Genomic DNA, 23793 nt, shown 5'->3' on the forward strand with positions numbered 1-23793 from the left:
CCTTCAAAAAAGCATAAGGATAGGCCATGTCGTCAGCTCAACTCTCACAAATTAACGTCTACCCAGTCAAATCGATAGGTGGCCTCTCGCAGTCCACCGCTTGGGTTGAAAAACAGGGGCTGGCTTTTGATCGGCGCTTTATGATCGCGTTAGCTGATGGTTCAATGGTCACTGCACGTAAGTATCCAAATATGGTTAAGGTCAATTCAATACTGGTTGCGGATGGTTTGATCTTCACGGCGGTGAACCAATCTCCATTAAAACTGCGTTATGCAGATTTCAAAATGCAACCTTCCCCAGCGCAAGTGTGGGATGACAACTTTACCGCTTACACCACAACCGATGAAGCGGATGATTGGTTTAGCCAAGTGTTAGGCCAGCGTGTTGAGTTGCTGTTTACCGGAGAGCAATCAAACCGAATGCGTGAAAAAGTGGGTCACAATGTCAGTTTTGCTGATGGCTATCCAGTGCTGGTCATCAGCCAAGCTTCACTTGATGAACTTAATCGCCGCAGCCCTGAAGTGCACAGCATGGATCAATTTCGTACCAATCTAGTGGTACGAACCGATGAGCCTTTCGCTGAAGACAGCTGGAAGCGGATCCGAATTGGTGAGGTAGAATTTGAAGCGGTAAAACCTTGCGAACGCTGTATTCTCACTACTGTTGATGTGAATAAAGGGGCTTTTCGTCCAACCAAAGAGCCGCTAAGAACCTTGTCACAATTTCGCGCTAACGAAAGAGGTGGGGTGTTTTTTGGGCAAAATTTAGTCGCAAAAAATGAGGGAATGATTCGAGTTGGCGACAGCGTTGAGGTGCTTGAGTACAAAGAGAAAGAGTTTTATCGAGATTTGGGCATGAGTCACCATGTGATGACCTGTGTTGAGCGTGAAGCGATTGCGCGTGATTTTGTCACGTTCTGGCTAGAGCCGAAAAAGGGTGAAATGCCAAATTATCAACCTGGGCAGCATCTACCAATCGAAGTTGTGATCGATGGCGAGAACGTGGCGCGCCGCTACACTTTGTCATCTAGCCCATCGCGCCCGGGTCGGTTAGCGATTTCAGTCAAACGTATTGATGGCGGTAGAGTTTCTAACTGGTTGCTTGATCACTTGCAGGTAGGAAGTACATTGACCACGCAATCACCGGATGGCTCGTTTCATCTGTCGACTCAGCACCAACAACCGTTGTTACTGTTGTCGGCTGGAAGTGGCGTGACGCCTATGTTATCGATGTTGCGCTATCTTGCCGATAATCAACAAATTCAAGATGTGGTCTTTTATCATCAATGCCGCAGCGTTGAGGATATTCCTTGCCGTGTTGAACTTGAAGCGCTTAAGCAGCGACATCCGGGGTTGAAAGTCTTCATTTCTCTGACTCAAGCTCCAGTAGATTGGTTTGGCCTGAAAGGCCGGCTCTCTTTATCTCACCTTAAGCAAATCCAACATGTGACTGCTCGCCAAGTGTTTGTGTGTGGGCCTGATGGTTTTATGCAGAAAGCAAAAAGCTTATTGTTGAAAAAAGGGCTTGCGGAAGAATCTTACCACCAAGAAGCATTTGGTGTGGCGCACACCGTCGCAGCTGAGCTGAAAACGTTACAACTGAGCGTCAATGGCCATGTATTTGAGGGTAATAACCAAACGACCTTATTAGATCAAGCCGAAGCCGCTGGCATTGCGATTGCCAACAGTTGCCGAGCAGGGTTCTGTGGTGCGTGCAAGGTGACTGTGCAGTCGGGCAAAGTGCATCAACCTGACGTGCCAGCACTGCCTGAACATGAGCGTCATCTTGGTATCGCTTTAGCGTGTTGTTGTATTCCTGAAACCGATATTGAGGTTGTAAACTAGTTTTCGCCTCACGCTGTTGCACTACAGTGACTTTGTCCAATAAAAATGCCTCTTGGGTCAGTGTTGACCGCAAGAGGCGTGACGTTGCTAGTGATTTTTATTCGAAACCGTTTGAGTCTCTTGAAAGTGACTCTCTTAAAGCTAGTTGGCAAAGTGCAGAAATACCAATTATTCGTTTTTATATAGTTAAATTAGTTTAAATTTGTGATGAAAATTCCATATTTTTTTTGTTTGTTTTCCATCCAATCTTGCCTGTGTTTGATGTTTTTTTAGAATAACTGTCGAATAAATGAGCGCTTGAACGTTTGCGTAAAAATATGTGATGAAACTCTCATTTTGTTCGCTATACTTTCCGCCCGGTTATGAGCCGGTGCTCAACCCATACAAGCCGTCACACGGAAATGTGAATGACCCCAAGGACTGGACCAGCTAAGTTCCTCTGCTTGTATAAGGTGATCTTAGATGAACAATATGTTCGCATACCCCTCTTTTTGTCACGCTTTTGTTGTACAAAAGGACAATGATTCCTCCTTTGCCAAGTTTTTTGGTTCTACCCTTATTTCCAAATTTCAAACTAGGTAAATACAATGAATATTCTTTTTGGCCTCGTCGGCATTTTAGCGCTGATCGCTTGCGCCTACCTGCTCTCTGAAAATCGATCTTTCATCAATTGGAAAACCGTATCACGTGCTTTATTGCTGCAAGTTGGTTTTGCCGCGCTGGTGCTCTACTTCCCATGGGGACAAAGCGCACTAGCCAGCATCAGCGGCGGTGTGTCGAGTTTGCTGGGTTTCGCCGATGCAGGAATCCGCTTTCTATTCGGTGATTTAGCCGATTCCGGATTTATTTTTGCTGTTCGTGTTCTGCCTATCATCATTTTCTTCAGCGCTCTTATCTCTGCCCTTTATTACCTTGGTATCATGCAAAAAGTCATCGAGTTTATCGGTGGTGGTATTCAAAAATTTTTAGGTACGAGCAAAGCAGAATCTCTGGTTGCTACGGGTAACATTTTCCTTTCACAAGGTGAATCTCCACTGCTTGTGCGTCCCTTTTTGTCGCGCATGACACGTTCAGAACTGTTTGCCGTCATGGCCGGAGGTATGGCCTCTGTCGCAGGTAGCGTGTTGGGTGGCTATGCCGGTCTAGGTGTTGAGCTTAAATACCTTATTGCAGCCAGTTTTATGGCGGCACCCGGCAGTTTAATGATGGCAAAAATCATCGTACCAGAGCGCGATGTTCCACTTGATCAAACCAATATTGAGATGGATAAAGCGCAAGAAAGTAATGTGATTGACGCACTGGCGAGCGGGGCGATGAATGGCATGAAAGTGGCGGTGGCCGTCGGTACAATGCTGGTTGCATTTGTGAGCGTGATTGCGATGGTTAACACTGGGCTTGAAAGTTTCGGTGAGTTATTGGGTTTGAACGGCATTACCTTACAACTGCTGTTCGGTTATCTATTTTCACCACTGGCTTGGTTGATTGGTGTACCAAGCCATGAAGTCTTGATGGCGGGCTCTTACATTGGGCAAAAAGTGGTGATGAACGAATTTGTGGCTTTCATTGATTTTGTTGACCACAAAGCGCTGTTGTCGGAACACACCCAAGTTATCATTACTTTTGCTCTGTGCGGCTTTGCCAATATTGGTTCTATCGCGATCCAATTAGGCTCTATCGGGGTTATCGCTCCTGAACGCCGTGCAGAAGTCGCGAATTTAGGTATTAAAGCGGTGATTGCAGGTACGCTAGCTAACTTAATGAGTGCATGTCTAGCGGGCATTTTCATTCTGCTTTAAACGCCCTGTTTGCTTCTCTCAATGCTCACTGCGGTGGGCATTTTTGATCCCTTTTTTGAATGATTGACACCTCAGTAATTGCTGAAAAGCTGATTTATAGCAAATTCCGTTTCTGATGAGCGCGTAGTATAGCTTGCAATTAACTGCGTATCCCAACATAGGCGATACGTTGACATGCTAACTTATTGAGTGCTTGCTATGGAAAATCTTGTTGAACGCTTTTTGCGTTATGTCTCTTTTGATACTCAATCTCACCCTGCCAGCCGCCGTTGCCCGAGTTCAGTAGGGCAAATGACGTTTGCCCATACACTGCATGAAGAATTAATCGCATTAGGCTTAACCTATGCTACGGTTGATGAACACGGCTATGTTATGGCGAAGTTGCAATCGAATGTTGATTACCCTGTTCCTGCGATTGGTTTTATTGCACATATGGATACCGCGCCAGACGCGTCAGGTAAACACGTTAAGCCGCAAATTGTGGAGAATTATCAAGGTGGAGACATTGCTTTAGGTAAAGGGGATGAGGTGCTGTCACCTATTCAATACCCGGATTTGCATCAACTGCATGGTTACAATCTGATCACGACTGACGGCACCACACTGCTTGGTGCCGATAATAAGGCAGGCATCGCTGAAATTATGACGGCCATTGAGAGGTTAATTGCCGACCCAAGCATCGCACATGGTGATATTTGTATCGGTTTCACTCCCGATGAAGAGATCGGCCGGGGCGCGGACTTATTTGATGTGGAGAAGTTTGGCGCACAGTGGGCTTATACCATTGATGGTGGCCCGGTGGGTGAGTTGGAGTATGAGAATTTCAATGCGGCGAGCGCTGATGTTATTTGCTATGGCGTGAATGTTCACCCTGGGACCGCGAAAGATAAAATGGTGAATGCCATCAACATCGCCGCACAATTTCAGCTTATGATGCCAGCCGATCAAACCCCAGAGACCACGCAGGGCTATCAAGGCTTTTACCATTTAAAATCCGCAGAGATGAGTGTGGCTCGCTCAACCTTGGGTTACATTATTAGAGACTTTGAACGAGAAGGCTTGGAAGCTCGTAAAGCGTTTATGCAGCAGCAAGTGGACCAGTTAAATGCCCGTCTTGAGAAAGGACGAGTTGAGTTGGTTGTGACGGACAGCTATTTCAATATGAAAGAGATGGTCGAGCCTCATCCACAAGTCATTGAACTGGCTAAACAAGCCATGATTGCTTGTGATGTTGAACCGCTGATCAAACCTATTCGAGGTGGTACGGATGGTGCGAGGCTCTCATTCATGGGCCTGCCATGCCCTAATATTTTCACTGGCGGTTATAATTTTCATGGTATTCATGAGTTCATTACCATTGAAGGGATGGAACAAGCGGTAAACGTGATTGTAAAACTGGCTGAAAAGACAGCGTTGGCGAATCAACACTGATAACAAATTTTTCCTTTCGCCAATCTCAAAGGGAGTTTCTCTTCCAAAGCTATGACAGGGCGCATAATAATTGCGCCTTATGCCGACGTTAACTATTCACTCAGTTACAATACCTTTCGAAAATTCTAACACGATCTCAATCAACTGCTCTCTAGTCGCTGTAGATGTGTTGCTGCTCATTATGCATAAAAATAAAAGAAGGGGATTGATATGGAGAAAGTGGTCGCAGTGTGGGACTTTCTTATCACTCATAAATTGGTGTTTAGTATTTTAATCATGACGTTGATTATTTTGACGCGGCGAGTTGTACTTTCTCAAATTCGTGGCGATGTCGCACTGATTACCGAAAAGCAGCGTAAATGGATGTCACGCACCAAGAATGGCACCTTTGCGTTTACTTTGGTCATCCTCTTCGTATTGTGGCAATCAGAGATCAACGAATTTGCACTGTCAGTGACTGCGATAGCGGTCGCCATTGTAGTCGCATCAAAAGAGATCATCTTGTGTTTTACGGGTTCAATTCAGCGAGCGAGCTCTCGCTCATTTCGTATCGGGGATTGGATTGAAGTCGGAAAACTAAGCGGTGAAGTGATCGAACACAACTTGATGGCAACCGTGATCCAAGAAATCGACTTGAATCATGGTCAATACCACTACACTGGAAAAACTGCGACCTTGCCAAACAGTATGTTCTTCTCGTTTCCGGTAAAAAACCTTAATTTTATGAAGCGTTATGTGTTTCATAACTTTTCGATAGTAGTGCCTGAATTTGTAAATTTGTACCCTTTATTGCCGATTATGCATGAAAAGATTGAGAGCCACTTTGCCCACTTTATTGATGTTGCAAGGCGCTATAACAGCATGATTGAAAAACATGCGGGTGTAGATTTGCCCAGTGCTGAGCCGCACATTCAGATCAGCAGCGCAGCCGCAGGAGAACAGATCGTGCATTTCATGATTTTTTGCCCAACAGAGCGGGCCAACCATTTAGAGCAACTGATCCGCCAAGACTTTATGCAAGCATATGAAAACGCATTTCCACGTGCTTTAGTTGCAACAGAAGTGTTGCCGAGTGAAGTGGGTAGCTAGCGGCTGAATAATGAGCGCTCACACAGTATGGTGAGCGTCTTACCTGCAATTACTGTTTGGGTGAGAAAAGATATATTAGTGATGAAAGTGAGATTAACGCTCAATTGCGTGTGTTTTTTTCACCGAAATCCCTAAGCGTTTTGAAAGCCGAGTGAGATTCGCGCGATCCACTTGCAATAATCTTCCCGCTTTTGCCCAATTAAAATCGGATTGGGTCAATGCTTCACTGATCAATTTACGCTGATATTCATCCGTTGCTTCTCGCAGCCCACGTTGCCACACCTTCGCTGTGACCTCTTTGTCGCTCAACGTACTTGGCGTGTTAACCAGGGGTAGGCTGAAATCTAACTCACCTATGTCGTAGCTGTTGACGGTGATCAACGCTTGTAAGCCTTGTCTAGCTCGTGCTTTCAGCGCTGCGCGGTTGATCACGTGTTCTAATTCGCGAACATTACCGGGCCATGAGTAGTTGAGTAACCCAGCCAGTGCGTTGGGATCGATTTTGAGCTGTGTGATACCGAGCTTGCGACGCGCTTGCTCTAAAAAATAACCTGCCAACAAGGTAACGTCACCATTTCGCTCTCTTAGCGGAGGGATATGAACAGGGTATACGCTGAGTCGATGGTAAAGATCGGCTCGGAATCTTCCCGCTTCCACCTCTTGCTTTAAATCTCGATTTGTCGCTGCCAATATCCGTACATCAATAGTTTGGACATGATCTTGTCCTACGGGCTGAATTTCATTGTTCTGCAATGCACGTAAAATCTTGCTTTGGGCAGCCAGTGGCAGTTCACCGATTTCATCGAGAAATAAGGTTCCACCGTCGGCTAATGCAAACTTGCCTAAGCGATGCCGTTCTGCTCCAGTAAAGGCTCCTTTGACATGCCCAAATAGTTCACTTTCGACCAAGTTTTCTGGAATTGCGGCGCAGTTGACATAAATAAGAGGTTGGCGTTTACGCGCTGATAGTTGGTGCAGTGTTCGTGCGACCAGCTCTTTACCGACACCCGTTTCACCATGGATTAAAATGTTGAAATTAGAAGGGGCGACCACTTCCAAATCGGCTTTCATGGCCAGCATCGACGCACTTGAACCGATGATCTCTCCACCTTCTCTGTCCCATGCTTCTTCATTCAGCTCTTCTAAGCGTTGCTGTGATTGTTTGGCTTGTGCTTCAAGTTGAGAAAAGGTCAGTGCCATTTTCAAGGTAGAGGCCGCGATTGCCGACAACGCTTCTAGGCTGCGTTTGGGAATATGCTCAAACATGTTGGGATTAAGGCTATCAAGCGTCAATATACCGAGCAGTTTATCACCAAATAAAAGGGGTAGGCCCATACAAGAGTGCATGGGAAGGTCGCCATCATGATCCATTAATAAACCATCGAAAGGATCGGGTAGTGGTGAATTCGCATCGAAAATAACCGGCCCATCAGCGTGGCAAATCTCACGAAAGCGGGGATGTTCATCAATTAAAAAGCGTCGGCCTAAGGTATCGCGAGTCAAGCCTTGCATCGCAAGGGGGATTAACAAATCACCTTGGCGTGAAAGCAGCATCACACAGTCGCATTGAATGGTTTTACGAATCGCATCAAGCAGGCGATTGAACCTATCTTGATCGTTCAAACCACTTGCGAGTCCTATGGTCATTTCAATCAAGGTAGAGATGGAAAAATCTTGCATGGTAAGCACTCAGGTGATGTTTTTGGATATTGTAGTGTCATAATGACATTTTTTGAAGTGTTATTTTGACCTGATTATTTAATGATTTATTATTTTTTATTTAAAAATCAATGGATTAATGTTGGTATGCTTTGTGCTATACAAGCTTCAGTATCAGAGCGAATCTAATTCGCCATTTATAAAATCTGAGGAGAAAGCTCAATATGCTCAATAATCAACACATCGCCATTGTCAAAAGTACCATTCCTTTGCTTGAATCTGCCGGGCCAGCGCTTACAGCTCATTTCTATCAGAGAATGTTTACTCACAATCCTGAGCTAAAAGATATTTTTAATATGACCCATCAACATACTGGCCGTCAGGGCGTTGCACTGTTTGAGGCGATTGCCGCGTATGCGAAAAATATTGAAAATCTCGCCGCATTAACCAGTGCAGTGGAACGTATTGCCCAAAAGCACACCAGCTTTAACATTCAGCCAGAGCACTATCAAATCGTCGGTCATCACCTTATTGAAACGTTGCGAGAGCTTGCTGCCGATGCCTTTACTCCTGACGTTGAAGCAGCATGGACGGCGGCTTATCTCTTTTTAGCGCAAGTCTTCATTGATAGAGAAGGAGAGTTGTACTTACAGCGTAAGCAGGCGATCGGTGGTTGGGAGAATGCGCGTGAGTTTGTGTTGCAAGATAAAGTGAAAGAGTCTGAATTCGTCACTAGCTTTATCTTTGAGCCTGCTGATGGCAAAGCAGTATTAGATTATCAGGTTGGTCAGTATATTGGGATTGAACTTAAGCCGGAAGGTGCGCCATATAGTGAAATTCGTCAATATTCCTTGTCACAAAAACCCAATGGAAAAAACTACCGCATTTCTGTGAAGCGTGAAGGCGTGGATACTGAACATCCTGGGACAGTCTCTAACTATTTACATGATTACGTTGAAAAAGGCAGTCGAGTGAAACTTTATGCGCCAGCGGGTGATTTTTTCTATGTTGAGAAGCTCGCTCCCGTTGTACTTATCTCTGCAGGTGTCGGGGCAACACCAATGCAAGCCATACTTCAACAGCTTGCGTCAGTAGGAAAAAAAGAGGTGACGTATCTGCATGCTTGCAACAATTTATCACAACACTCCTTTATTGATGAAACCGCGACATTAATGGCGGTGCATCCATCATGGCAGCAAGTGGTCTGGTATCTGGAAAGTGAGCAAACACCAGCCAAGCAAGGTTCTATGATCTTGCATGAAGTTTGCGAGCAACTGCCGCTAACACAGGGGGATTTTTATATCTGTGGCCCCGTTGGTTTTATGCAGTTCATTGTTGAACAGCTTGAATTGCTTGGCGTAGCAAGAGAGCGTATCCATTACGAAGTCTTTGGTCCACACGCCTATTTATAAAGTATAAAGCGCTATCTCAATCTAGGCTCTTTTAAGGGCCTATACCCTTCCCATTTAAAGCTGCAGCGGTGTTGGTTACGTTCGCTTACCCCAATCACATAGTTCATCTATGCTCATGGGGATGAGCTCACTTGCCTTCTACCTGCAACTTCAAGTTGTTTGGGTATAGATACTGAAAAGTGGGCAATTAATGCTCACTTTTTATTTGTAGTGCTTGCCAAGTAATTTCATCGGAATGGCTATCGCTATCAATAAAGATAGAAGAGCCACTAATCATCACTGAAATATCCATACCTCGGTTCAAGGAAGTAGAGAGTTTTTCAATCGCTGCAGCATCAAAGCGAAATAGATCGACATTGAGGTGAGAGAACTTTCCCTTGTTTTGCTCCCACCACACCTGCGATTTCGTGTTAAAGCTGTAGACTTTCACCTGTTTTGCAAGCCGTGTGGCTTTTTTAATGCGATCAGCATCGGGTTCGCCAACTTCAATCCAGAGCTGAATTTGGTCATCTAATGATTTTAGCCAGAGATCAGGTTCTTCAATGGAAGAAAGTCCTCTAGTAAATGTTAGCTCGGGTGAAGCATTAAGACAAAACGCCAAAATGCGCGCCATCATTCGTTCGTTGCTTTCTGAAGGATGCTGAGCAATGGTGAGATTTAAAGAGTCATAATGATCGCGATTAGTATCCGTCAGCGCAATACGGAACTTATAGATTGTTGGTTTAAGAGCCATTGGAAGAATGCCAAGAGGTAAAAACGAAAATAGCCAGCAAATTGCTGGCTATTAGAATACTTAGTAAAAATTATACTAGGCGGATGTTTTCAGCTTGAGGGCCTTTTTGACCTTGAGCTACTTCAAACTCTACCTTTTGACCTTCAGCAAGAGTACGGAAACCGTCACCTTTAATTTGGCTGAAGTGTGCGAATACGTCTGGACCGTTTTCTTGTTGAATGAAACCGAAACCTTTAGTTTCGTTGAACCATTTTACTGTACCAGTAACTGTGTTAGCCATTTTTATACCCAAAATCAAAAAAAATTTTACAGCCGAATACGGCGCGGATAGCGTGGAAAAGTAGATTGCTATTGCGTACGACACGACGGGGGAGTTACAAGTAATCCAACGAGACGTATGTGTATACAAAGAACTGCTTTCTAGCTAGTGCAAAGTCTAGTTCAAACTTTTATCTTGTCAATCATAACTCGATAAAACTCGAAAAACTTTCTTAAAATTGTTAGGTTTTATGCTCTATGTTGCATTTTCTTATGATGAGGCTTGAAATTAACATTACTATTCTATTACCCATTGACATAGTTGAAGTTTTAGCCAGATTTAGTGGTCAGATGAGTTCGATGGTTGAAGCCGTTTATTACTGGCTAACGTTCATTGAGTGAGGAGAAGGGTTAGGTTTACTTTCCTATTTAATGGCTCTCTTTTTGGGCTGAATGACTCTCCTCAAAACTGAGGAAATTTTTCCCTATCAAATAGCATCTTCAAGTTGTTTTGGCGACAACTCGGAACGTTGCGCTGTACACATCACAAATTTGCACTTTCAATGAAATATTTACTCGGTTAAATAATTGTTACAATTAGTTCCATTTTGAAGTGTTTTTTTGGGTAATGCCATGTCCCATCTAATTTTCGGGTTTTCTGTTGTTAACCACTGATTAACAATTGTTTTATTCTAAGCCAATAAGGAAAAATTGCTTGTTTTTTGAACTTGAAATTCTTATTTAATGGAGGAAAATGTATGTAAACTGAGTTTTCGAAAATGAATGGATACTTTCTCATAAAAAGAGAGGTTTACAACATGAAACTAATACTGATTTTAATGGCGTCTGTCTCGGCGGGTGTGGCCTCTGCTGATCACTTTCATTCATTTTTGCTTGGGCTTTACATCTCGTCACTCGCAGTAGGCAGTTGTTACTGGTTTGCGTTTCGAAGTACTAAAGTGCCGGAGTTTGCCCTTTTTCTTCTCATCTGTGGGCTTCTTGCTAAATTGACAGTGACCATTATCGGTGTTGCGTGGGGGATATCGGCGCAATTGATCACATCGCCTTTTATCTTTGCTTTGTCGTATCTCTTCTTCTCTATTGTCGTGACATACATCTGGTTCAGTTATCGAGATAAATTAACATCTGCAATCTCTAAAACAACGGCGCATCACGCGTAGCGCACTTAATACATAGCGTCTTTATGCGTAACTTACGCGTAAGATAGTTAATGTGATAGTGAACTAAATTATTTCTGTTAATGCAAAAGGGCTTCCTCACTGGGTCCTTTTGGTGCTTTTGCACTTTAGACTTTTGTCCAAGAGTGGCACTCATCTTTTCGATATACACTGTTGGCAATGATTATTTATCTCCTGAACAAGGAAGTACTATGGGCATCGGATTATTTTGGGCAGAGAAAGTTATCTTAATACTGGGCATCATTTTTATTCTGACGAGTATTGTGCGGTATGGTAAACGTAGCCATGACTGGAAAGGTGTCATCACGATGTTTTATCGTCGCATTCCCATGTCAATTGAGGAATATAAGTGGTACCGCTTGGGAGTGGCATTCATTGTTACCGCTATTGTGTTGCGGATTGCTGTACTGACCTTCTGGCCCTCACTATGAGGTTGAAATGAGCGAACATTGCTGTTTGCTAACCGATGTTTCGCTTGAGTGTGTAGCCTTTTATAATCCCTAAAACTTTTTAATTAATTTTTTGCGCAACTCGCATCTACGCGAGGTTTAGGTATACACTCTATTTATCGAATTAATAAATAGAAGGTGATTACATGTCTTTCCCCGTACTCATCTGTGATGACTCTGCACTAGCTCGGAAGCAGATGGCTCGTTCACTTCCCGCCTCTCTAAACGCCGATATTACTTTCGCAGTCCATGGTTTAGATGGCATCAAAAATCTTGAAGAGCATGATTTTAAATTAATGTTCCTCGATTTAACTATGCCTGAACTGGACGGCTATGGAACGCTAGAAGAGATGCAACGCAGAGGGATGACAACGCCTGTTGTTGTTGTTTCTGGTGATATACAGCCGAAAGCGAAAGAGCGAGTATTGGCGTTAGGGGCGCGTGCTTTTATTCAAAAGCCGATTGATAAGGACGTGTTAAATAGCGTACTACGAGAGTTAGTCGAACCGCCAACACAGCCTCGTATCGTTACGCCTATCTCCGTTGAACTACCCATCTTAAAACGTCGTGACATCTATATGGAAGTTGCGAACGTTTCGATTGGTCGAGCAGCTGATGCTCTGGCGCGGCACTTTGATGTATTTGTTCATTTACCGCTACCAAACGTCAATATTTTTGAAGTGAGTGAGCTACATATGGCACTTCGTGACTTGGCGGAAAATGATCAAGTTTCTGGTGTATGTCAAGGCTTCAGCGGTGAAGGCATTGCAGGTGAAGCACTGGTGCTCTTGAGTGATTCCAGTGTTTCTGATCTGAAAAAATTAATGAAAGTGCCAGCAGACAGTGAAGAGCTTGAAGAATTAGAACTGTTAATGGATGTATCAAACATATTAGTTGGTTCTTTTCTGAATGGATTAGGCGAGCAATCGGAGGTGCGTTTTTTTCAAAGCTCTCCAGTATTGCTTGGGCAACACATCTCCATTGACTCTGTGATCAATTCCACCGCTGGATCATTTAAAAAAACGATGACGTTTGAAGTGAGCTACAACATTGATCAAACGACGATCCGCTGTGACTTGCTCTTTATGTTTGTCGATGAGTCTCTTCCGTTGCTAGACAGTAAATTAGCGTACTTGATGGAGGATTTTTAACGATGAATCTCCCTGCAGAATTTGAACAGTTCCACTGGATGGTGGATATGGTGCAGAATGTCGATATGGGGCTGATCGTGATTAATCGTGATTACGAAGTGCAAGTGTGGAATGGATTCATGACACACCACAGCGGTATTCAAGGGCACGATGCGATTGGTAAAACCATTTTTGAACTGTTTCCTGAAATCCCCCAAGAGTGGTTTAAGCTCAAAACTAAACCTGTGTATGACTTAGGTTGTCGTAGTTTTATTACTTGGCAGCAGCGCCCATATCTCTTCAAATGTCGTAATGTTCGCCCTGTCACTCAGCAAGCCGAATATATGTACCAAAGCATTACTTTAAACCCGATGCGAACCACGATGGGTAAAATTAACTCATTGTTTTTATCAATACAGGATGCCACATCTGAAGCGTTAGCCTCTTTACAAATACGTTGATAGAATCAGGGTGTTGATGATTTCGAAGCCTCCTTTTGGTGTTTCATCAAGGAGGCTTCATATTATCGATGGGTTTAATTAATCAAGCGTTACAAGCTCATTTCCGCAACGTTGATTGTTTGCAAAGGCACGAATGTTATCCAAAGTTGTCTGAGCGATATTGTGTAGTGCATCTTCAGTCAAAAAGGCTTGATGTCCCGTAAATAGTACATTGTGGCAAGCCGATAGGCGTCTGAATACATCATCGACAATCACATCATTCGACTTATCTTGGAAGAAAAGATCCTTTTCATTGTCGTAAACATCTAAACCAAGAGCGCCGATACGACCTTGTTTCAGTGCTTCAATTGCTGCAACTGAATCGAGTAATTCACCTCGGCTGGTGTTTACAATCATCACGCCATCTTTCATTTGGGAAAATGCGTGACTGTTGAGTAAATGGTAGTTCTCTGGCGACATTGGGCAGTGAAGCGTAATCACATCACTTTGTTGGTAGATTTCCTCAAGGCTGCAGTAAGTTGCACCGAGTTCAATCGCCAGAGGGTTCTGATAAGGGTCGAAGCACAGTACCTTCATTCCCAACCCTTTCAAAATGCGCATTGTGGCAATACCAATTTTTCCTGTGCCAACAACTCCCGCGGTTTTACCGAAGAAGTTAAACCCGACCAACCCCTCTAATGAGAAGTTAGCGTCTCGGGTACGTTGGTACGCCTTGTGAAAGCGGCGATTCAAACACATCATCATTCCTACCGTGTGCTCTGCCACCGATTCTGGTGAATATGCGGGCACTCGCACCACTTGAATACCCAGCTCTTTTGCGGCATCGAGATCGACTTTATCAAATCCGGCACAGCGCATTGCGATAAGCCTCGTCCCATTTTCATACAATTGGCTCAATACTGGGCGACTTAAGTCGTCATTCACAAAGGCACACACCACAGTGCATCCTTGGGCCATTTTAGCTGTGGTTGGGGTGAGTCGAAAATCGTGAAAGTGCAGCGAGAAGATTTTTGTATCACTGACCTCTGAGAAAGAACTCGCGTCATAAGATTTTGCGCTGAAAAATGCAATGTTGATCATGTTCTCTTCCTAATTAGACTTATAATTTTCACTATAAATACGCCTAATATCACAGAAAATAAACCACAAAATAACTATGTCTTTGGGATGGTAGGAGTTGCGGGGGGATGTCACTAAAATCGAAAACGGACGGATTAATGATAAACATTCACCACAATCTGTAAAAATCGCCGATAGAAATGTCTGAGTCACCTCTTTTGTGAGCGTGATTTCTCTCACGTTTTCGGCGCAATGCTGAACAAGGTAACGTTTGCTTATTGTATGAAAGCTTTCGCTAAAATGATGCGTTCTTTAATAACGTATTGAAAAATAAAAATTTACACGATGAGTATTTGAGAGAGATGGACTTGAGAAGTGTCGGATATGAAAGTTTCGAGATAGTACCACAAAAAAAATGCAAATATCAGACTTGCCGATAAGAAATCCGGGCCTATAATGCTGAAAACCGGAGCGTCTGCCAACGCTCCGGTTTTTTTGTGTCCAAAATGTACTGACGTCTGCCAACGAAGGTACTACGCACTCTGCAAAAGAGACACAAATGGTCAATTAATCAAGGAATTACATAATGCGTATCGAACAAGAACTTAAGTTAGGTTTTAAAGATGTCCTGTTTCGCCCTAAGCGTTCAACACTAAAAAGCCGTTCTCAAGTAAATTTAACCCGCGATTTTACATTCAAGCATAGTGGGCGTCAATGGTCCGGCGTGCCTGTTATTGCGGCGAATATGGACTCGGTAGGCAGTTTTGCTATGGCAAAATCACTTGCTGAACATGAGGTAATGACAGCGGTTCATAAACATTACTCAGTAGCTGATTGGGCTGAGTTTGTTAAAAACGCCGATGCATCAACACTTAAGCATGTGATGGTTTCAACTGGCACATCTGATGCTGATTTTCAAAAAACCAAAGATATCATGGCGCTTAGTGACGATCTGATTTTCATTTGTGTTGATATTGCTAACGGCTACTCTGAGCACTTGGTCGATTACGTACAACGCGTGCGTGCGCAATTTCCAGATAAAGTGATCTCAGCTGGTAATGTTGTCACCGGAGACATGTGCGAAGAGCTCATTCTAGCGGGTGCGGATATCGTAAAAGTTGGTATCGGCCCGGGCTCGGTTTGTACCACTCGCGTGAAAACAGGTGTTGGTTATCCTCAGCTTTCAGCCATTATTGAATGTGCCGATGCGGCGCATGGATTAGGTGGGTGTATCATTGGTGATGGTGGCTGCACATGCGCAGGTGACGTTTCTAAAGCCTTTGGTGGTGGCGCTGATTTTGTCATGCTTGGTGGCATGCTTGCAGGTCATGAAGAGTCTGGCGGCGAAGTGTTTGAAAAAGATGGCGTGAGCTACATGAAGTTCTATGGCATGTCGTCACAGTCTGCAATGGCGAAGCACTCTGGCGGCGTTGCAAAATACCGCGCAGCGGAAGGCAAAACCGTATTGCTACCTTTCCGTGGCAGCGTTCACGACACCATCTCTGACATTCTTGGTGGTGTGCGTTCAACTTGTACTTATGTCGGTGCAGCTAAGTTAAAAGAGTTAACTAAGCGCACTACATTTATCCGCGTACAAGAGCAAGAAAATAACGTGTTTGGCCGCGAGTAAACTGAGAAATTTGGTTGTATCTGTAAATACAACCATACATTGCAATAAAACAACCATACGTTGAAATTTAAACAACCATACCTTGCTGCTGTATAAAAAGTGTACCATACTTTTGAAAGTTTACTACAGGTGTGGTTGTTTGATATGAAAAAACGAATCCTCAAAAACTCTAAAGTAAAGAACATTTCCCGCTTTGTTAGCTTGAAGACAGATTCAGTTCAAACTACAGAATCTGATCTTGAGTTTGATGCTTGTTTTCATTTTGAATTCGCTCCCCAAATAAAGACATTCGAAACCCAACCATTGGGCTTTAAATATCGGATGAACGGACTTGTTCGTCGATATACGCCTGATATGCTTTGCTATTTTCATGATGGTTATGCACCATATTATGAAGTTAAGCCTAAATGGGTAACTGAACAGGATGAATTTAAAGAAAAATTTGATGCGCAGAGGCAACAAGCAATTGCCAACGGACACGATTTACTCGTTCTGACAGAAGAGGATATTCAAATTTACCCTTTATTAGATAATTTGAAGATCATTCATCGCTATGCTTGTTCTGATAATCTTGATGATGTTCAGATTAGGCTTTTAAAGTTATTCCAAAATTACGGTGAAATGCGAATTTCGCAAGTATTAAAAGCTAGTCAGGGACAATCTGCATCTATATTGCCTGCGCTATATGATTTAATTGCAAAAAAAATTCTAGAGTTTGATTGGCATTGTCCAATTAGCCATGATTCTCTTATCTGGAGAGTTTCATGAGCGACAACTCTGAAGATGTTCATGCTTTTGGTGGTTTTTTCTCAGAGAAAAGCTCAGTTATTTCTGTGCCTAAGACATCAAAGGGTGCACCATTTGGGACCGAACTTCAAGAAAGGTATCAAGACCTATTTTCATTCGATGAAAAACGAAGAGATGAGGCAATTCATCGATACAACATATTAGATTACCTTATTGAATTGCATGGCCCTAGTCTAACCTTAAAGAAAATATTGGGTTCGATGAAAGGCCTTGAAGATAAATTTTATCCGAATGTACCATCTCCTCCATCGATATATCGTTATTGGAATACGTATAAGAAATCTGGTTTTGTACTTTCTTATTTGGTTCCTGGAGTAACTAGCGGTAATAGAGCTCCTCGGAAGGCCTTGGAACTGGAAGAGTACATAGATAACGCTATAAAGTCGTATTTTTCGGAAGAGTCTCCGACAATTCAACAAGCCTTTACGTTATTAGAAGTTGAATTGGATCGACATAATGAGTGTAATGACACCCAATTAACTTTTGAATACGAATCCTTTAGAAAACGAATTGTTAAAAAACCAGATTATGAAAGGTTGCTAATTAAAAAAGGAAAAAAAGCCGCCGATACATTCTACAAGAAAGTCGGACACCGACCGGAAACGACTCGAGTTTTACAGCGTGTTGAAGCTGATCACACCCGCTTAGATTTGTTTGTGATTGATGATGCTCGTACGCTTCCTCTTGGGCGTCCGTGGCTTACATTACTTTTTGATACTCATACGAAAAGTGTGGTTGGTTTCTATTTGGGCTTTGAGCCGCCAAGTTATTTATCGGTTTCTCTGGCGCTAGAAAATGCTATTTTGCCTAAGGATTATGTTAAAGAATTATATCCCGATGTAAAAAATGAATGGCCATGCTACGGTTTGCCAGAACACCTCATTGTTGATAATGGAGCAGAATTTAATAGTAAAGATTTTGTTAGTGCCTGTAAAAATTTACGCATTAAGGTTAAAAAGAATCCTGTTAAAAAACCATGGTTGAAGGGTTCCGTTGAACGTTATTTCCGAACAATCAACAATAAATTGCTTTCTGGAATTCCTGGTAAGAGCTTTAGTAATATTTTTGCTCGAGGTGATTATAATCCACAAAAAAATGCGATTATTACCCGTTCGGATTTGATGAAAGTTATTCATGTTTGGCTAATCGATATATACCAATCTAGCCCTAATGGTTTAGAAACTAATATCCCTAATCTTACTTGGGCGGATGCCATGCGAAGTGCTCTTCCGCCTCGCCCATTTAAGGGGACAATAGATGAACTAAGATTTAATCTCGGTAAAAATGCTGAGATTTCATTAGACAAAAACGGCATTCGTTTTAAAAAAACACTCCGCTATTCCAGTGCGTCACTTGCTCAATATTTTGGTAAGCATACCTATGATGGTAAGAGTATTAAGGTCAAAATAAAATATGATCCTACTTGCATGGGTAAAATATACGTTCTGGATGAAGATAAGCATGAATTTTTTGCCGTTGAATCAGTGGATCCTGACTACGCATATTCAGTGTCGGAGTGGCTTCACAAAGTATGTTGCGATTATGCACGAGACCACATAAGAAATAACTATAGACATCATGATGTTATCAAAGCTTGGCGAGTGATATACGATATCATCGATGAAGCACTGCACCTATCTGGCAATGATAAGCAAACTAATATTGGGATCAGAGAAGCCTCTAAATTTGAACGGGTACGAGAGCATTCTGAGCGGACAAAATCGCAGAAAAGGCCAGAGTTATCATATATTGATGAAGATGATATCGACTGGGGAATTGATGTGGATACAGATGGCTGGAAGATTGATTCTGTTCGAGGGAATCAATTATGACTGCTTCAGTTAAAATGTTACATCAACAGGTGAAAAATATTTTTATAAGTGATGCTCAAATTGATGAAATTTTGGCAGATATAGACGAATGTCGAGAAGATAGTGATCGTATTTCTGAACCGGAATGTTTAATTGTTGTTGGTGACAGCGGTTCGGGGAAAACGACAATTATAGATAAATATTTGTCGGATAATCCGAGGATGGAAGCTAATGATGGTTCCATTATTCCCATTCTATTCACGTCTTTACCTGCAAATGCTAATCCTGTCACGGCATCAGAAAGACTGTTGTCTTCGATGGGAGATCCGTTAGCATTTAATCATGGAAAAGATCCCGCCGAGTTAATGAAAATTGTAAAGGATTTGCTCCGCGAGTGTAGGGTTGAGCTCATTATTATAGATGAATTTCAACATATGATTGATCGTAAGAGTAAGGATGTACTTCATATCACAGCTGACTGGTTAAAGATGATAATTATTGAATCAAAAATACCGGTTGTGCTTTTTGGAATGCCTTATTCAACAGAGATTTTAAGGGCGAACAATCAATTACGTGGGCGTTTTGAATCTCAACACCATTTAAAGCCATTTAAGGTAAAAAAAACGAGTGAGCGTATCAGATACAAAACATTTTTGACGATGTTAGATGCGGCGCTCCCCTTTTCAACGAAATCTGGATTGGCATCTGAAGACTTAATGAAAAGGGTTTATGTTTTTTCTAAAGGAAACATGCGGTTAATCCGTCGTTTAATCAATAAGGCCGCCAAATTTGCTTTGTTAGAAAATGCTCCGTGCATCTCTTTAATGCATTTTGCACGTGCTGCCCCTAAAGTTAGTCGAGATGCTTGCGAATCATTTAACCCATTTGACGTAGATATCAAACAACTTAAAATTATTGAGCCCTCTGATGATGTGGGTTGGGAAAACTATCTCGCGGCTAAAGGAGATTGACCCCATTAATTAATAGCCTGTTTTAAGCTAATACGAACATAATATTTATATCGCCGAAAACGCTTCGATCACCCGTTCCCTAAAATGACTCCAAGTAACCGAACTGTACGCAGCGTAATGCTTTTCACCTGCCAAGTCACCGGTACCATCTGTCCATGTTACGCTTCCATGTGTAGTTGAGCTGCCTGAAGAGGATATACCAAATGTTCTTGGAGGGGACGGTGGTTCGTATTCACTGAATTCTCTAGGTTTAACATACAAACAAGAATCTCGAATATTTTGTACACGCCCCATGATCCCACGGAGCGTTTTAGTGTGAGAAGTTCCAATAATAAACCTATTTCCTGGAAAAATCCTTTTGATGAGGGTGTTAAGATAACAGAAGATATGTTGCGGCCGCTACCAAAGGATATTGGTTGGGAGGATTATTATCATAACGTTCAACCCAAATACCAAAGACGCAAGGGTGGTAATATGTTTGAGTAAGGTTAAATAAAGGGATTTGAGACCCCACTTGAATAATAAGGTGAGGTTACATTAAAAAATAAAAAGTGGTTAATTATCTTGACGCGGGTCGTTATTTTTCTAAATCCAGTTCCATTGAGTAATCAACCCTCTGACTGAGAAATAACAGTGCGCTAGGCAATCGCTGTGGGCTAAAGTGTATCGCATCCCGTTAATCTGGCCGCGTTTCTGATTTTAGAAAAACTCACTAATGCATTGTATGAATACATAAGCTTATTAGCTATTTTTTGTGGCATTTCTCAATCCTTCAATAATAGCGTCTTCAATTTTAAATGATTCCCAAATTTCATTTATTGTCCAATCAACCCCAACCCACAGTACAACACCTGCTAATATCGGTAGAGCAAGACTTCAACAACCACATAATCACTAGTAGAAAGAACGGTCATGGCTTTGGAAATATCATTTCCAACATGCCCAAACAAATCAACCAAATGATAATCATCATTAAGTACTAATTCGTTCGTGTTTATTCCGGCGGAGATAATTATGTTTAACACCGCTCCTTTTTTAAAGCTATTCACAGTATCTTTGCCAAAACACCTAATTGCTTTACCGTTGGATTAGATGTTGGATGGTGTTTCTTTATATTCAAACCATTAACAACGGCATAATGAATTTTTATCATTCCAAAGGCTCGATATGGTGATTTTTTCCTTGCCTTTAGCATCTAACTATTGAACTACTCAGAGATTTTGTTACCTTTGTAGCAGCAACGAGGCCAACACCGATATTAAATTTAGAATGAATCTTTTCTAACCGCTTCAATGTTTCGCCATTCATTTAGGATTGCCTATGATAACCCAAAAATCATAGGCAGAAAATTGCAAAGTATCTTATTACACAATTAAAAATTTATGTTTTAGTTCAGTAACTGACTTATATGTAAGGCTTTTCTACATCATTAATTGCAGACCAAACAAAGTAGAAACTCCACCCCCATTATCGGTCAACAACTACACAAACGCCGATATCACTCGCTGCTTAAAGCGCCCTAAATGTAACTCATCAAAGGGCTCATTTGAGCCATCAACTGACGTTCCATTTTTAATTGAAGAGTTCCAATCCAGAGTGGGGACGGTTATGTCATCCTGTTCAGAAGTTGCCGATTGCAGTGGGCGGATATTCGAACCGTCGATGTGGAAAGCTTCATTTTGACCCATTTTCGCAAACAGACAGGTTTCGGGTATATCTTGCTCAATGCGTTCGGAATATTCAATAAGGCTTTGCTCTGCAAAAGTGAACAGCCAAGCCTCTTGGTTCGGCTCATCGTTCACTCTCAAAATACGGCCAAGTACTTGCCTAAAGTACAATTCGGTTTTCACTGAGCTGATATGGCAACAAACTTGCAATCTTGGGATATCGGTCCCCTCACTAATCATACCGACACTGACAATCCACTCGGTATTACCATGACGGTAAGCATTAATTTCAGACAGCGGCTCATCATGACGATAGGTAACAATCGCAGCCGATTGATGAAACTGAGTTACTAATATTTTTTGGATTTTCTTTGCATGTTGTACCGACGCCGCCACGACCAATCCTCCGGCATTGGGCGATTCCAGACGAATACTCGCCAGTTTGTTACAGCCCAAACCAAGGAGATATTCCATCGCTTCATCATTATGGATGATGCTCTGGTATGACGTTTTTGTCTGTTTCAGTAACTCTAATATAGAAGAAAACGATTGAACCTCTTTGCTACCAGTAATGGTGAGATGTTCGTTATCCACCAAAACAATCTTTGGTGAACGGCATACTTTGTCTTCAATCGCCTGTTTCAAGCTGTATTGATAATCGACGAGCAGTTGGCCATCAGGGTCACTGTATTCCGCCATCACAATCGGTAAGGAATCCGAGCGCCATGGCGTACCAGATAGCGCTAACGTATAAGTGGCGAGCCCTTGAACTTTGGAGAGTATTTGCTGCCCCCATGCATTCGCGCCTTCCATTTCAGATCCAGAACAATGATGGATTTCATCAAATACGACAAACACTCGGTATTTAGTCAGGATCCGCCAAAATTCATCATTTAAAAATTGAATGGATTGATAGGTCAGTGATTGCCCAATGGAGCCTAAGCCTCCATTGAACGTACAATGTAATGTCTTGGAAAAGGTTCCTTTTATACTGTCAGCCACACTGAGCGTTGGGGAGAAGCACAACACCAAGTCAATTAAGTTGCCCGCCAATAAGCGTTTAGCAATTTCGGCGGCGAGGATAGTTTTACCGGCCCCCGGGGTTGCTTGACAGAAAAAATGAGACTGTTCGCCTTGATACTTTGTTAACGCTCTCATCGAACAGTCTCTTTGCCAATCTCTTAACATCGAGCGCATCCTTCTGATAACGACGTTAGTACATTGGTTAATACATTGATTTTGCCCAATAATAATGCAGAACGTTCTCTCGCTATCTTAAGCAGTGGTGTGATTTGAGTACTCAATTCAGGAAAACGTTGACTCAACGACTGATATTCTTCTATTTCACCGAGAATAATTTCCAACTCACCCTGATGTTCACCACGCTCTGTCATCAAGACCGAGTATCCATCCATGGCTGAAGTTGACGGTTGGGAAATCCGAACTTTAGGCGATGAGCTCTCTCGGCAGATTATATCGAGTCCTCGAAAGAGTTCGGTTTGGAAATACTTTTTTTGCCTTCCGATCCCTTCACAACTCAGCCAACCTTTTTTCTCAAGTACTAAAATTTGACGATAAATGAACTTCCGGGCTTCTTCAGGATCGGGATCAACACCTTCAAGCAACAGCAATGCATCTCGAATTTCCACAACCGAAAAATTATCCATCTGTTTTTCAATCAACAGTTGATGCATAAACGCATTCATTTTTTGAGAACGATTCATTGACTATTCTAAAACCATAAAACTAAGGATTGCTTAGTATACATAAATCAGTAAAACTAAGAAAATCTTAGTTACATTGAGCCTAGAGATATGAATCCTAAGTGTCGTTCGACAACCCAATCCCAATACGCCTCAAAGAAGCGCGTAAAAAAGCCAAGCTCTCACAAAAAATGTTGGGAGTTCGCATAGGTATGGATGAAAGTTCAGCTAGTCCTAGGATGAATCAATACGAAAAGGGAAAACACACACCTGACGTCCACACGCTTAAGCTGATTGCTGATGAGCTTGGAGTGCCTTTGAACTATTTCTTTTGTGAAGATGAAGAGTCGGCTGAATTAGTTGTTGCTATCTCAAAATTATCTACAGAAAAGCGGCGTCAGTTACTTCAGTTTATTGCAAACATGCCAGAAGATGCTCCCCTCCCTAAGTGATAACAACTCGCTACCAGCGATAGCCCTTTGCCACTTTTACCTAATTATCGCCTTATCAGGTAATATTTCGTCACCGTGAGCAATTTTTTGCCCGCGCGAGCAATTTATTGCTTGAGTGTTTGCTGGGTTTTTCTAACCACTTGATATATAGCTCTTTTTGATTTGGCATTTCTTTTGCGTAGAGAAGCATCAAACTGTGCGATGTGGTTCACATCGCTTTGATTCACTCAAT

The 23793-nt window shown here is 42.4% G+C and carries 20 protein-coding genes; 14 read left to right on the forward strand and 6 right to left on the reverse strand.

Going from position 1 to position 23793, the window contains the following annotated elements; all coding sequences use genetic code 11:
- The first annotated feature begins 26 nt into the window (after positions 1–26).
- From AACQ79_RS10355 to AACQ79_RS10370, 4 genes are all read left to right on the forward strand, one after another.
- Positions 27–1844, forward strand: coding sequence for a hybrid-cluster NAD(P)-dependent oxidoreductase (locus tag AACQ79_RS10355; RefSeq protein WP_017046009.1), 1818 nt, complete (start codon positions 27–29; stop codon positions 1842–1844).
- 587 nt (positions 1845–2431) lie between these two features.
- A complete protein-coding gene (locus AACQ79_RS10360) occupies positions 2432–3640 on the forward strand; it encodes a NupC/NupG family nucleoside CNT transporter (RefSeq protein WP_013868046.1) in 1209 nt (402 codons plus the stop codon).
- A gap of 198 nt (positions 3641–3838) precedes the next feature.
- Positions 3839–5071, forward strand: coding sequence for a peptidase T (gene pepT / locus AACQ79_RS10365; protein ID WP_038169713.1), 1233 nt, complete (start codon positions 3839–3841; stop codon positions 5069–5071).
- A 210-nt stretch (positions 5072–5281) separates the two neighbouring features.
- Positions 5282–6160, forward strand: a complete 879-nt coding sequence (locus tag AACQ79_RS10370; protein ID WP_017047149.1) for a mechanosensitive ion channel family protein — start codon at positions 5282–5284, stop codon at positions 6158–6160.
- A 93-nt stretch (positions 6161–6253) separates the two neighbouring features.
- Here the strand turns inward: AACQ79_RS10370 and norR are convergent, their stop codons facing one another.
- Positions 6254–7840: a nitric oxide reductase transcriptional regulator NorR gene (gene norR / locus AACQ79_RS10375; protein WP_088729746.1), complete on the reverse strand. Its 1587-nt coding sequence runs from the start codon at positions 7838–7840 to the stop codon at positions 6254–6256.
- A gap of 203 nt (positions 7841–8043) precedes the next feature.
- Between norR and hmpA the strand changes: the two genes are divergently transcribed.
- A complete protein-coding gene (gene hmpA / locus AACQ79_RS10380; RefSeq protein WP_170899049.1) occupies positions 8044–9231 on the forward strand; it encodes an NO-inducible flavohemoprotein in 1188 nt (395 codons plus the stop codon).
- 187 nt (positions 9232–9418) lie between these two features.
- Here hmpA and AACQ79_RS10385 read toward each other — a convergent pair whose 3' ends face one another.
- Both AACQ79_RS10385 and AACQ79_RS10390 read right to left on the reverse strand, forming a co-directional pair.
- Positions 9419–9964, reverse strand: coding sequence for a YaeQ family protein (locus AACQ79_RS10385; RefSeq protein WP_013868041.1), 546 nt, complete (start codon positions 9962–9964; stop codon positions 9419–9421).
- Positions 9965–10034: 70 nt separating this feature from the next.
- Positions 10035–10244, reverse strand: a complete 210-nt coding sequence (locus tag AACQ79_RS10390) for a cold-shock protein (RefSeq protein ID WP_010318975.1) — start codon at positions 10242–10244, stop codon at positions 10035–10037.
- Between the two features lie 796 nt (positions 10245–11040).
- Here AACQ79_RS10390 and AACQ79_RS10395 point away from each other — a divergent pair.
- The 4 genes from AACQ79_RS10395 (at position 11041) to AACQ79_RS10410 (ending at position 13461) form a co-directional block, all read left to right on the forward strand.
- Positions 11041–11403: a hypothetical protein gene (locus AACQ79_RS10395; protein WP_026029065.1), complete on the forward strand. Its 363-nt coding sequence runs from the start codon at positions 11041–11043 to the stop codon at positions 11401–11403.
- A 209-nt stretch (positions 11404–11612) separates the two neighbouring features.
- On the forward strand, positions 11613–11852 hold the full coding sequence (locus AACQ79_RS10400; protein ID WP_017046015.1) for a hypothetical protein: 240 nt from the start codon (positions 11613–11615) through the stop codon (positions 11850–11852).
- 164 nt (positions 11853–12016) lie between these two features.
- Positions 12017–13021 (forward strand): response regulator, encoded by a 1005-nt coding sequence (locus AACQ79_RS10405; RefSeq protein ID WP_017046016.1) that lies wholly within the window; start codon positions 12017–12019, stop codon positions 13019–13021.
- Between the two features lie 2 nt (positions 13022–13023).
- On the forward strand, positions 13024–13461 hold the full coding sequence (locus AACQ79_RS10410) for a PAS domain-containing protein (RefSeq protein ID WP_170899050.1): 438 nt from the start codon (positions 13024–13026) through the stop codon (positions 13459–13461).
- A 78-nt stretch (positions 13462–13539) separates the two neighbouring features.
- Here the strand turns inward: AACQ79_RS10410 and AACQ79_RS10415 are convergent, their stop codons facing one another.
- Positions 13540–14541 carry a 2-hydroxyacid dehydrogenase gene (locus AACQ79_RS10415; protein WP_129532985.1) on the reverse strand — a complete coding sequence of 334 codons (1002 nt, stop codon included), beginning with the start codon at positions 14539–14541 and terminating at the stop codon, positions 13540–13542.
- A 565-nt stretch (positions 14542–15106) separates the two neighbouring features.
- On the opposite strand from AACQ79_RS10415, the gene AACQ79_RS10420 reads away from it, so the two are divergent.
- From AACQ79_RS10420 to AACQ79_RS10435, 4 genes are all read left to right on the forward strand, one after another.
- The gene (locus AACQ79_RS10420; protein ID WP_094132994.1) at positions 15107–16150 is read left to right on the forward strand and encodes a GMP reductase; all 1044 of its coding nucleotides are present in this window, start codon (positions 15107–15109) and stop codon (positions 16148–16150) included.
- Positions 16151–16294: 144 nt separating this feature from the next.
- The gene (locus AACQ79_RS10425) at positions 16295–16918 is read left to right on the forward strand and encodes a TnsA endonuclease N-terminal domain-containing protein (protein ID WP_081245099.1); all 624 of its coding nucleotides are present in this window, start codon (positions 16295–16297) and stop codon (positions 16916–16918) included.
- Entirely contained in the window at positions 16915–18789 is a 1875-nt protein-coding gene (locus AACQ79_RS10430; protein ID WP_019281668.1) for a Mu transposase C-terminal domain-containing protein, read from the forward strand. Before AACQ79_RS10425 ends, AACQ79_RS10430 begins: the two co-directional genes overlap by 4 nt.
- Positions 18786–19739: a TniB family NTP-binding protein gene (locus AACQ79_RS10435; protein ID WP_069212102.1), complete on the forward strand. Its 954-nt coding sequence runs from the start codon at positions 18786–18788 to the stop codon at positions 19737–19739. The genes AACQ79_RS10430 and AACQ79_RS10435 overlap by 4 nt, the downstream gene beginning before the upstream one ends.
- 1481 nt (positions 19740–21220) lie before the next feature.
- On the opposite strand, the gene AACQ79_RS10440 is transcribed toward AACQ79_RS10435, so the two are convergent.
- Positions 21221–22603 carry a DEAD/DEAH box helicase gene (locus tag AACQ79_RS10440; protein WP_088720822.1) on the reverse strand — a complete coding sequence of 461 codons (1383 nt, stop codon included), beginning with the start codon at positions 22601–22603 and terminating at the stop codon, positions 21221–21223.
- Positions 22588–23130, reverse strand: a complete 543-nt coding sequence (locus AACQ79_RS10445) for a hypothetical protein (RefSeq protein ID WP_013855668.1) — start codon at positions 23128–23130, stop codon at positions 22588–22590. The genes AACQ79_RS10440 and AACQ79_RS10445 overlap by 16 nt, the downstream gene beginning before the upstream one ends.
- A gap of 101 nt (positions 23131–23231) precedes the next feature.
- Between AACQ79_RS10445 and AACQ79_RS10450 the strand changes: the two genes are divergently transcribed.
- Positions 23232–23561: a helix-turn-helix domain-containing protein gene (locus tag AACQ79_RS10450; protein ID WP_096036950.1), complete on the forward strand. Its 330-nt coding sequence runs from the start codon at positions 23232–23234 to the stop codon at positions 23559–23561.
- The last annotated feature ends 232 nt before the right edge of the window (positions 23562–23793 follow it).

This window comes from Vibrio sp. 3-2(1) (assembly GCF_963887575.1).
In the GTDB taxonomy this organism is placed as follows: Bacteria; Pseudomonadota; Gammaproteobacteria; order Enterobacterales; family Vibrionaceae; genus Vibrio; species Vibrio anguillarum.

Coding starts and splice junctions, on each gene's coding strand:
- AACQ79_RS10355 (WP_017046009.1), top strand. CDS start 27: ATGTCGTCAGCTCAACTCTCACAAATTAACGTCTACCCAGTCAAATCG.
- AACQ79_RS10360 (WP_013868046.1), top strand. CDS start 2,432: ATGAATATTCTTTTTGGCCTCGTCGGCATTTTAGCGCTGATCGCTTGC.
- pepT (WP_038169713.1), top strand. CDS start 3,839: ATGGAAAATCTTGTTGAACGCTTTTTGCGTTATGTCTCTTTTGATACT.
- AACQ79_RS10370 (WP_017047149.1), top strand. CDS start 5,282: ATGGAGAAAGTGGTCGCAGTGTGGGACTTTCTTATCACTCATAAATTG.
- norR (WP_088729746.1), bottom strand. CDS start 7,840: ATGCAAGATTTTTCCATCTCTACCTTGATTGAAATGACCATAGGACTC.
- hmpA (WP_170899049.1), top strand. CDS start 8,044: ATGCTCAATAATCAACACATCGCCATTGTCAAAAGTACCATTCCTTTG.
- AACQ79_RS10385 (WP_013868041.1), bottom strand. CDS start 9,964: ATGGCTCTTAAACCAACAATCTATAAGTTCCGTATTGCGCTGACGGAT.
- AACQ79_RS10390 (WP_010318975.1), bottom strand. CDS start 10,244: ATGGCTAACACAGTTACTGGTACAGTAAAATGGTTCAACGAAACTAAA.
- AACQ79_RS10395 (WP_026029065.1), top strand. CDS start 11,041: ATGAAACTAATACTGATTTTAATGGCGTCTGTCTCGGCGGGTGTGGCC.
- AACQ79_RS10400 (WP_017046015.1), top strand. CDS start 11,613: ATGGGCATCGGATTATTTTGGGCAGAGAAAGTTATCTTAATACTGGGC.
- AACQ79_RS10405 (WP_017046016.1), top strand. CDS start 12,017: ATGTCTTTCCCCGTACTCATCTGTGATGACTCTGCACTAGCTCGGAAG.
- AACQ79_RS10410 (WP_170899050.1), top strand. CDS start 13,024: ATGAATCTCCCTGCAGAATTTGAACAGTTCCACTGGATGGTGGATATG.
- AACQ79_RS10415 (WP_129532985.1), bottom strand. CDS start 14,541: ATGATCAACATTGCATTTTTCAGCGCAAAATCTTATGACGCGAGTTCT.
- AACQ79_RS10420 (WP_094132994.1), top strand. CDS start 15,107: ATGCGTATCGAACAAGAACTTAAGTTAGGTTTTAAAGATGTCCTGTTT.
- AACQ79_RS10425 (WP_081245099.1), top strand. CDS start 16,295: ATGAAAAAACGAATCCTCAAAAACTCTAAAGTAAAGAACATTTCCCGC.
- AACQ79_RS10430 (WP_019281668.1), top strand. CDS start 16,915: ATGAGCGACAACTCTGAAGATGTTCATGCTTTTGGTGGTTTTTTCTCA.
- AACQ79_RS10435 (WP_069212102.1), top strand. CDS start 18,786: ATGACTGCTTCAGTTAAAATGTTACATCAACAGGTGAAAAATATTTTT.
- AACQ79_RS10440 (WP_088720822.1), bottom strand. CDS start 22,603: ATGCGCTCGATGTTAAGAGATTGGCAAAGAGACTGTTCGATGAGAGCG.
- AACQ79_RS10445 (WP_013855668.1), bottom strand. CDS start 23,130: ATGAATCGTTCTCAAAAAATGAATGCGTTTATGCATCAACTGTTGATT.